The organism is Pseudomonas sp. BJa3 (assembly GCF_026343815.1).
Taxonomy (GTDB): domain Bacteria; phylum Pseudomonadota; class Gammaproteobacteria; order Pseudomonadales; family Pseudomonadaceae; genus Aquipseudomonas; species Aquipseudomonas soli.
This window is the reverse complement of the sequence record NZ_JAOXMC010000403.1, coordinates 1-249: the sequence shown is the minus strand read 5'-3', so window position 1 is coordinate 249 and position 249 is coordinate 1. Positions and strand designations below refer to the sequence as shown.

At 51.4% G+C, this 249-nt stretch carries 1 protein-coding gene; it reads right to left on the bottom strand.

From position 1 onward, the window contains the following. Nucleotides 1–60: 60 nt before the first annotated feature. Nucleotides 61–249: hypothetical protein (locus OH705_RS28185; RefSeq protein WP_267303566.1), on the bottom strand; the 189-nt coding region annotated here is incomplete at its 5' end.

Genomic DNA, 249 nt, shown 5'->3' with positions numbered 1-249 from the left:
CGAAGTTACGGGCGGCGCCTGCACTAACGCAGCTAGTCGCTAGTTGCCAGCGTGGGAACTCTAGATCAACATCGCGGTGCAAGCCTGCTCCCAACATAGTTTGACTACGTGATTCAACGTGAGAGCGGGCTTGCCCCGCGATAGCGTAATGAAGAACAACATATCAGCCACCAACAAAACCAACATATCTGCTCTTGATCTGCTCTTGATCTGCTCTTGATCTGCTCTTGATCTGCTCTTGATCTGCTC